The sequence below is a fragment of the Micromonospora sp. NPDC003776 genome (genome assembly GCF_053605645.1).
This window is the reverse complement of the sequence record NZ_JBSGJR010000286.1, coordinates 1-8,538: the sequence shown is the minus strand read 5'-3', so window position 1 is coordinate 8,538 and position 8,538 is coordinate 1. Positions and strand designations below refer to the sequence as shown.

The 8,538-nt window shown below is 74.5% G+C and carries 8 protein-coding genes; 3 read left to right on the top strand and 5 right to left on the bottom strand.

What is annotated here, in order from left to right; genetic code table 11:
- Positions 1-63: 63 nt before the first annotated feature.
- The gene (locus tag ACWEVO_RS21850) at positions 64-480 is read right to left on the bottom strand and encodes a MarR family winged helix-turn-helix transcriptional regulator (protein ID WP_452309380.1); all 417 of its coding nucleotides are present in this window, start codon (positions 478-480) and stop codon (positions 64-66) included.
- 81 nt (positions 481-561) lie between these two features.
- Between ACWEVO_RS21850 and ACWEVO_RS21845 the strand changes: the two genes are divergently transcribed.
- The gene (locus tag ACWEVO_RS21845; protein ID WP_452309379.1) at positions 562-2,355 is read left to right on the top strand and encodes an ABC transporter ATP-binding protein; all 1,794 of its coding nucleotides are present in this window, start codon (positions 562-564) and stop codon (positions 2,353-2,355) included.
- 25 nt (positions 2,356-2,380) lie between these two features.
- Here the strand turns inward: ACWEVO_RS21845 and ACWEVO_RS21840 are convergent, their stop codons facing one another.
- Genes ACWEVO_RS21840 through ACWEVO_RS21830 form a run of 3 tightly spaced genes read right to left on the bottom strand, consistent with a single transcriptional unit; the run spans position 2,381 to position 5,435 of the window.
- Positions 2,381-3,874 (bottom strand): long-chain-fatty-acid--CoA ligase, encoded by a 1,494-nt coding sequence (locus ACWEVO_RS21840; RefSeq protein ID WP_452309378.1) that lies wholly within the window; start codon positions 3,872-3,874, stop codon positions 2,381-2,383.
- An 11-nt stretch (positions 3,875-3,885) separates the two neighbouring features.
- Positions 3,886-4,749, bottom strand: a complete 864-nt coding sequence (locus tag ACWEVO_RS21835; protein WP_452309377.1) for an alpha/beta fold hydrolase — start codon at positions 4,747-4,749, stop codon at positions 3,886-3,888.
- Positions 4,750-4,781: 32 nt separating this feature from the next.
- Positions 4,782-5,435: a TetR family transcriptional regulator gene (locus ACWEVO_RS21830; protein WP_452309376.1), complete on the bottom strand. Its 654-nt coding sequence runs from the start codon at positions 5,433-5,435 to the stop codon at positions 4,782-4,784.
- A gap of 131 nt (positions 5,436-5,566) precedes the next feature.
- Here ACWEVO_RS21830 and ACWEVO_RS21825 point away from each other — a divergent pair, with 131 nt between their 5' ends.
- Together ACWEVO_RS21825 and ACWEVO_RS21820 are read left to right on the top strand one after the other, a co-directional pair.
- Entirely contained in the window at positions 5,567-6,556 is a 990-nt protein-coding gene (locus ACWEVO_RS21825; RefSeq protein ID WP_452309375.1) for an extracellular catalytic domain type 1 short-chain-length polyhydroxyalkanoate depolymerase, read from the top strand.
- Positions 6,557-6,664: 108 nt separating this feature from the next.
- Positions 6,665-7,351: a VOC family protein gene (locus tag ACWEVO_RS21820; RefSeq protein ID WP_452309374.1), complete on the top strand. Its 687-nt coding sequence runs from the start codon at positions 6,665-6,667 to the stop codon at positions 7,349-7,351.
- A gap of 18 nt (positions 7,352-7,369) precedes the next feature.
- On the opposite strand, the gene ACWEVO_RS21815 is transcribed toward ACWEVO_RS21820, so the two are convergent.
- On the bottom strand, positions 7,370-8,538 hold a 1,169-nt coding region (locus tag ACWEVO_RS21815; protein ID WP_452309373.1), incomplete at its 5' end, for an AAA domain-containing protein.

The window sequence follows — 8,538 nt, the reverse complement described above, 5'->3', positions numbered from 1 at the left end:
CGTGGCCGCCCCCGGCTTGCCCGGTGGGGTGGCGACGTGCCGGCGCGCCGCGTCGGGCGGGAGTCAGTCGCGCAGCGTACGCAGGATGCGGGCCAGGTCGGCGCGGTCGCCGTCGCTGAGTGCGCCGAAGAAGCGGTCCGCCTCGGCGGCCCGGGCGGTGCGGATGGCCTCGCCGACCCGGCTGCCCTCGCCGGTCGGCGCGACCAGGGTGGCCCGCCGGTCGGCGGGATCGGGCCGTCGTTCGATCAGGCCGCGCTCCTCCAGGCCGTCCACCACCTCGGTCGCCGAGCGGGGCGCGATGTGCAGGTGCTCGGCCAGTGCGCTGAGCCGCAGCGGGCCGTGCCGCAGCAGCGCGGCGAGCGCCCGGGCGTGCCCCGGGTTGATCTCCCACGGTTCGAGGGTGCGCTTGGCCTGGTGGCGTAGCCGCCGGGCCACCGCCCAGAAGGTCTCGGCCAGGCTCTCCTCGTCGCTGTCGCTCACCGGAATACGGTAGCAGGAAGTGCTGTTGCTACCTCATGATGAGGTAACCTCAGCAATATCCCCGACGAAAGAGGGCACCCCTTGGACGGCTTCCGAGACGGCCGCGGCGGCGGCCACCGCACTGTCACCGCCGACGAGAAGGCGCAGGCCCGCCGGGTCCCGCTGCGCCGGGTCGGCGGCCTCTTCGCCGCCCACCGCGGCCCGCTCGCCGTGGTGGTGGCGATCATCGTGGCGTCGTCCGTGCTCGCCATGGCGTCGCCGTTCCTGCTCCGTACCGTGATCGACCGGGCCCTGCCGGAGCGCGACCTGGGCCTGCTGGCCTGGCTGGTCGCGGGCATGGTGGGGGTGGCCGCGGTCACCGCCGTGCTCGGCGTGGTCCAGACCTGGATCTCCACCCGGGTGGGCCAGCAGGTGATGCACCGGCTGCGCACCGACGTCTTCACCCACCTGCAGCGGCAGTCGATCGGGTTATTCGTGCGCACCCGCACCGGCGAGGTGCAGTCCCGGATCACCAACGACATCGGCGGCATGCAGGCCGTGGTCACCTCCACCGCCACCTCGATCGCCGCCAACCTCACCACCGTGGTCGCCACCGCCATCGCCATGGTGGCCCTGAGCTGGCGGCTCTCCCTCGTGTCGGTGGTCGTGCTGCCACCGGCCATCTGGCTGACCCGGCGGGTCGCCCGGCTGCGCCGGGAGATCACCAACCAGCGCCAGCGGGAGCTCGCCGACCTCAACGTCACCATCGAGGAGGGTCTCTCGATCAGCGGCGTGCAGCTCGCCAAGACCCTCGGTGCCGGGGCCGCGCTGGTCGACCGGTTCACCGCCTCCTCGGCCCGCCTGGTCGACCTGGAACTCCGCTCCGAGCTGGCCGGCCGCTGGCGGATGGCCGCGATGACGGTCATCTTCGCGGCCATCCCCGCCGTCATCTACCTCGGCGCCGGCCTGCCCGGCACCGCCGGCACCCTCACCATCGGCACCCTGGTCGCCTTCACCGCCCTGCAGGGCAGCCTGTTCCGGCCGCTGATGGGCCTGCTCAACGTGGGCGTCTCGCTGACCGCCTCGCTGGCCCTCTTCGCCCGGATCTTCGAGTACCTCGACCTGCCCGTCGAGGTCGCCGACCCGCCCCGGCCGGTGCCCCTCGACCCCGCGCGCGTCCGTGGCCACCTGCGCTTCGAGGACGTCACCTTCAGCTACCCGGGCAGCGACACCGCGGCGGTGGCCGGGATCAGTCTGGACGTCCCGGCCGGCACCGGCCTGGCTCTGGTCGGCGAGACCGGCTCCGGCAAGAGCACCCTCGCGGCCCTGATCAGCCGGCTGCACGACCCCGACGCCGGCCGGATCACCATCGACGGCGTCGACCTGCGCGACCTGCGCCTGGCCGACCTGGCCGCCGTCGTCGGCGTGGTCGGCCAGGAGACCTACCTGCTGCACGCCACCGTCCGGGACAACCTCCGGTACGCCAAACCGGACGCCACCGACGCCGAGCTCGAGGCCGCCGCCCGCGCCGCGCAGATCCACCACCTGATCGCCGCGCTCCCCGACGGCTACGACACCATGGTCGGCTCGCGCGGCCACCGGTTCTCCGGCGGCGAGAAGCAGCGCCTCGCCATCGCCCGCACCCTGCTGCGCGACCCGCGGATCCTGGTGCTGGACGAGGCGACCAGCGCGCTCGACACCGAGACCGAACGCGCCGTGCAGCGCGCCTTCGACGAGCTGGCCCGGGGCCGCACCGTGGTGACCATCGCGCACCGGCTCTCCACCGTCCGCGACGCCGACCGGATCGCCGTCCTGGACCACGGCCGGATCGTCGAGTCCGGCACCCACCAGAGCCTGCTGGACCGCGCCGGCCGGTACGCGGCGCTCGCCGCCTGAGCGGCGCGTACCGGCCGGGACCGGGTCAGCCGGCGGCGGGCGGCGGGACGGTGATGGACCGCTTGAGGATCTTGCCGGTGGGCCCCTTCGGCAGGGCCGGCACGATCCACACCTGGCGCGGGTACTTGTACGCCGCGAGCTGCCCCTTCACGTGCTCCCGCAGCTCCTCCGGGTCGGCCGCGGCCCCGGGGCGCAGCGCCACCACGGCCACCACCTCCTCGCCGAGCGTCGGGTGCGGCATGCCCAGCACCGCGGCCTCGGCGACGGCCGGGTGCTCGTAGAGCACCTCCTCGACCTCCCGGGGGTAGACGTTGAAGCCGCCCCGGATCACCAGGTCCTTGGTCCGGTCGACGATCCGGTAGTAGCCGTCGGCGTCCCGGGCGCCCAGGTCGCCGGTGCGGAACCAGCCGTCGACGATCGCCTCGGCGGTCGCCTCCGGCCGCCCCCAGTAGCCCTTCATGACGTTGTGGCCACGGATGACGATCTCCCCGACCTCGTCGGTCCCGGCCGGTGCGCCGTCGGCGGTCCGCACGTCCATCTCCACCCCGTCGATCGGGGTGCCGATGGTGCCCGGCTTGCGCGGCCGGTCCGGGTGGTTGAACGAGGCCACCGGGGAGGTCTCGGAGAGGCCGTAGCCCTCCAGGATCACGCAGCCGAACTTCTGCTCGAAGCGGCGCAGCAGCTCCACCGGCAGCGCCGCCCCGCCGGAGACGCAGGTACGCAGGGCGGACAGGTCGGGCTGGTCGTCGCCGGCCGCGGCGAGCAGCGCCGCGTACATGGTCGGCACGCCGGCGAAGAGGGTGGCCCGGTCGCGGACCAGGATCTCCAGCGCCTGGGCCGCGTCGAAGCGGGGCAGCAGGGTGAGCGTCGCGCCGGCGGCGATCGCGCAGTTCAGCGCGACGGTCTGGCCGAACGAGTGGAACAGCGGCAGCGCGCCGAACACCACGTCGTCGGCGTCCAGCCCGAACAGGGTGCCGTTGCTGACCTCGACGTTGCGGCGCAGGTTGTCGTGGGTCAGCTCAGCGCCCTTCGGCTGCCCCGTGGTGCCGGAGGTGTAGAGGATCACCGCGGTGTCCGTGCCGTCCCGCTCGACGACCCCGCTGACCGGCTCGTGGGCGGCCAGGGTCGCGGCGAACGTCGCCGGATCCACCACCAGGCTCACCCCGTCGGACCGGTCGACCCCGGCCTGCTCGGTGGTGTGCCAGGCGAGGATGCCGCGCGCGCCCGAGTCGGCCAGGTAGTAGTCGACCTCGCGCGGCTTGAGCAGCGGGTTCATCGGCACCACCACCGCGCCCGCGCGCAGGATGCCGTAGTAGCCGACGGCGAACTCCGGCACGTTGGGCAGCATCAGCGCCACCCGGTCGCCGGGCGCCACGCCGCACGCGCGCAGGTAGCCGGCGAGGCGGGCCGAGGCGTCGTCCAGTTCGGCGTAGCGGACCGCCCGGTCGCCCAGCCGCAGCGCCGCCGCGTCCGGGGTACGCGCCGCGGTGGTGACCAGGATCGAGGCGAGGTTGGTCATCTCCGGCTCCTTCACTCGGCGGTCAGCTGCCGCACGATGGCCGCGGCCGGGCCGTCGGTCATCAGGATCGTGTAGTGGTTGGCGTCGACCAGCTCGGTCTCCAGGTGCGGCGCCCGCTCCCGCCAGTGCGCCACAAGCGGCTCCGGCAGCATCCCGGGCTCCTGCCCGAACATCCCGCGCGGGGCGTACAGCAGCACCGCCGGGACGGTCAGCGCCAGCAGGTCGGCGCCGAAGGACTCGGCCTCGACCAGCAGGTCCCGGCCGTCCGCGCGGACCGCTTCGGCGTTGACCCGGGTGCGGACCGCGCCGTCCGGACCGGTCGCGTCGTAGCGCACGTACTCGGTCAGGTCGTCGCTCCACTCGGCGGCCAGGGCCGGGTGGGCGCGGAAGAAGTCCACGTACGCGTCGACCGAGGGGTAGGTCTCGCTGAGCCGGGCGAGCGCCGGGCCCAGGGTGGCCGCGAGCACCGCGTCCGGGTCCGCCCCGGCGGGCACCGGCAGCGGCAGGCCGCCGTCGACCAGCACCAGCCGACGGAACAGCTCCGGCCGGCGGGCGGCGGCGCGCAGCGCGGCGTACGCCCCCATGGACTGCCCGACCAGCGCGACCGGCCCGCCCTGGCCGAACTGCACGGCGGCCGCGCAGAGGTCCTCGGCGTGCCGGGACATGCCGTACGGGCCGGGCAGCTCGGCGCTGCCGCCCCGGCCGCGCAGGTCGAGCGCGATCAGGCTCCAGTTCGGCGGGAGCTGGCGGCCGACGGCGCGGTACGCCATGCCGGAGGCGGTGATGCCGTGCGCGGCGACCGCGATCCGCGGGCCGTTGCCGAACCGGAGGGCGGTGAGGGTGCCGTCGGGCACCTCGACCTTCACCTGTTCCATGGGGTCAACCTTTCCTGAGGGGGAGTCGCCGGTCAGCCGCGGGGGAGCGGACTGCCGACCAGGCGCAGGGCGAAGCCGACGAAGGCGTCGGCGACCTGCTCGCGGGTGTACGGCTGGTCAGGGCCGAACCAGTTGGCCACGCGCATGCCGAGACTGCCGATGGCGATGCCGGTGAGCGGCACGTCGGCGACGTCGAACACGCCCGCCGAGGCGCCGCGTTCCAGCACGGCCAGCAGGAGCTGCCGCGCCTCCTCGCGGAGCGCGAGGGCGGGCGCGGCGCGTTCCGGCGAGAGCGCGTGCAGCTCGTGGTTGGCGACCAGGGCGAGCAGTGGGTAGTCGGTGTGCGCCAGCACCTGGGCGCGGACCAGGGCGGCGAGCTGCTCCGCCGGGTCGTCGCCGGCCGCCCCGGCCGCCTCGACGACGCGGCGGCGCAGCTCCTCGTGGCCGAGCCGGATCAGCTCGGCCAGCACGTGCTCCTTGGCCGGGTAGTGGGCGTAGAGGGTGGCCGAGTTGATGCCGACCTCACGGGCGATGTCGCGGATCGACGCGCCGTGGAAGCCGTACTCGGCGAAGAGCTTGAGCGCCGCGCGCAGGATCCGCCCCCGGGTGCCGGGCGGGGTGACCCCGTCCGGCAGCTCGACGGCGACGGCGGTGAGCCGGCGAGGGTCCCACGAGGTCTGCGTCACCGGCGCTCCTCCAGCAGGCCAACCGAACGATTGGTTGACACCCTAGTGCGGCGAGCGCATAGTGACCACCATCACTTTCCCAACCGATCGATCGGTAGCCGCCACCGCCCACCCACCGAGGAGCACCGGTCATGCCCGAACCCGTCCCCGCGCGCCGCCTGCGCCGTCTCGCCGCCACCGCCCTCGCCCTCCTGCTCGCCCTGCTCGGCACCCCGGCCGCCCCCGCCCGGGCGGCCACCGGCGCCTGGTTCTACGGCACCTACACCAACCTCGCCGGCACCCGCGACTACCACGCCTACGTCCCCTCGACCTACCGCTCCGGCACGCCGATGCCCCTGCTCGTGGCGCTGCACGGCTGCACCGAGAACGACATCGGCTTCGACCTGCTCACCGGGCTCAGCGCCCGGGCCGAACAGCGTGGCTTCCTGGTTGTCTTCCCCGACCAGTCGACCCTGGCCAACCCCTCCCAGTGCTGGAACTGGCCGCTGTCGATCAATCAGCACCGCGGCCTGGGCGAACCGTCGATCATCGCCGGCATCACCGACCTGGTCCGCTCGCGCTGGACCGTCGACCCCGCCCGGGTCTACGTCACCGGCGTCTCCGCGGGCGGCGTCATGTCGATGATCATGGCGGTCACCTATCCCGACCGGTACGCCGCCGCGGCCAGCGTCGCCGGCTGCGAGTACGAGTGCGACGTCCTCCAGCTCCGCTCACCCGACCAGGCCGGGCTGGACGCCTGGCGGGAGATGGGCAGCCGGGCCCGACCGGTGCCGGTGCTGATCTTCCAGGGCAGCGCCGACCTCGTGGTGGCCCCGTCCACCGCCGACCGGATCGTCGGGCAGTGGGCACAGACCGACGACCTGGCCCTCGACGGGCTCGACGACGGCGACGTCACTGCCACTCCGACCCTGGTCGAACGCGGCCAGGTCCCGGGCGGCCGCACCTACACCCACTCGGTCAACCGGGGCCCGGACGGGACCGTGCTGATCGAGAAGTACCTGATCGACGGGGCCGGGCACGTCTACCCGGGCGGCTGCTCGTGCAGCCTCTACGGCGACCCGTCCGGCCCGGACGCCACCGGGCTGAGCTGGGACTTCTTCCTCGCCCACCCGCGACGCTGACCGGAGCCGGCGCGGCCCGGCCCCGGTCCCGGCCGCGCCGGCTTGTACCGGAAAAACACCCGAACTCCAAGACGTGAGTTACGTGTCCATCGTGGTTAGAGTGTCGCGGTGCATGACGGAGTGCAGGCCCAGGTGCCGGTGCTGTACGTGTCGGACGCCGACGCCGCCTGCCGGTTCTACGCGGCCTTCGGCTACGCCGAGGTGCGCACCGGCGGCGACGGCACCTCCCGCTGGTCCTACCTGCAGTGCGGGGAGCTGACCCTGCTGCTGGCCGAGGTGCAGCCCCGCCTGGTCACCGTCGAGCTGCCGCTGCTGATCTACCTCTACGTCGACGACCTCGCCGCCACCATGGCGCGGCTGACCGCCGCCGGGCACCGGGTCGCGCGGGCCGGCCACCCCGAGCACGCCCCCGGCGGCGAGTGCCGCACCACCGACCCGGACGGCAACGTGGTCGTCTTCGGGCAGCGCCGGGCCGGGCCCGAACAGGGCCGCGCCCCGGAGTCCGACAAGGAGGCCCGGTTCTCGCTGATCCGGGAGGCCGCCAAGGTGGTCCGGCGATCCGGCGGCGCGCCGGCCCACTGCCAGATCGGCGGCCCGCGCGGCGAGAACTGCCCGGCGCCGGCCGAGGTGAAGCTCGCCGACTCCTGGGGCGAGACCGTGTGGGGCTGCCTGGCGCACGCCGACGAGACGCTGCTCAACGCCCGCGGGGCGTTCCTGGCCACGGACGACGGATCCGGGCTGGGCGCGTTCCTGCGCAAACGGCGGGCCCAGCCGGAGCAGGTGCCGCAGGTCTGACTGACCAGCGGCCGGCCGTCATTCGCGGTCGAGCCGGGACGCCAGGTCGAGGGCCGCCCGGATCGGGTCGCCCGCCCAGCGGCTGGGGAACACGTCGTACAGCCGCCACCCGGCCCGCAGCAGCGTCCGCTGCCGCTCCACGTGCGCCGCCGGCCCGTCCGGGTGCACCGCGCAGAGCACGCCGACCGCGTCCGCGTCCGCGCCCACGCAGAGATCGACCCGCCAGCGGCCCACTGGGTAGCCGGGCCGCACCGGCAGCCCCAACCGGCGCAGCTCCTCGGCCAGGTCGGCCGTCCAGCCCGTGACCGGCTCCGCATCGGGGGCCGCCGGTGGCCGCCCCGCGTACGCCAGGTAGTCGCCGACCAGGCCGTCGGTCGAGCGCAGCGAGGTGACCACGGTCAGCCGGCGGCGGGCCCGGGTGACCAGCACGTTGAACAGGTTGGCGTCGGCCACGAACCGGTGCCGGGACGGCGGATCGGCGTCGACCAGTCCCAGCGAGGCGACCACCACGTCCGCCTCGCTGCCCTGGAACGCGTGCACCGTGCCCGACCGCAGCCCGAGCCGCTCGATCTCGTCGACGTCGAAGGCCGCCAGCAGCCCGGCCTCCAGCGCGTCCGCCTGCGCGCGGAACGGGCTGACCACGGCGGTCCCGGCCGCCGGCGGGTCGGCGGCGAGCCGCCGGACCAGATCGAGGACGGCCGCCACCTCGGACTGGTTGACCCCGTCGACCACCGTCGCGCCGTCGACCGTCAGCACGTCGATCACGTCGGCGCGCTCGTTGCGCGGATGCCGGGTGACCAGCTCCAGCCGGTCACCGTAGAACCGCCGGGCGGAGAACTGGATCAGGTGCGGCACCGAGCGGTGGTGCTCGCCCAACCAGCTCACCGGGGCGGCGCCGGCCGCCACGTCGAAGGCGCTGGACCGGCGGACGTCCAGCCGGTCGCCGTACCGGTCCAGGCCGTGCCGGCGCAGCGTGGCGTCGATGTCGACGTCGGACACGAACGACACGAACCGCAGCTGCCGGGGGTCCCCGGCGACCAGCGCGCGCCGTGCCCGGGCCAGCACCGGGGCGGCCCGGAGCTGATCGATGTGCGCCGCCTCGTCGAGCACCACCAGGTCGAACATGCCGGCCACCGGCGGCAGCTCGGTACGGGGTGCCCTGATCTCGAGGAGGCGGCGGATCTCCG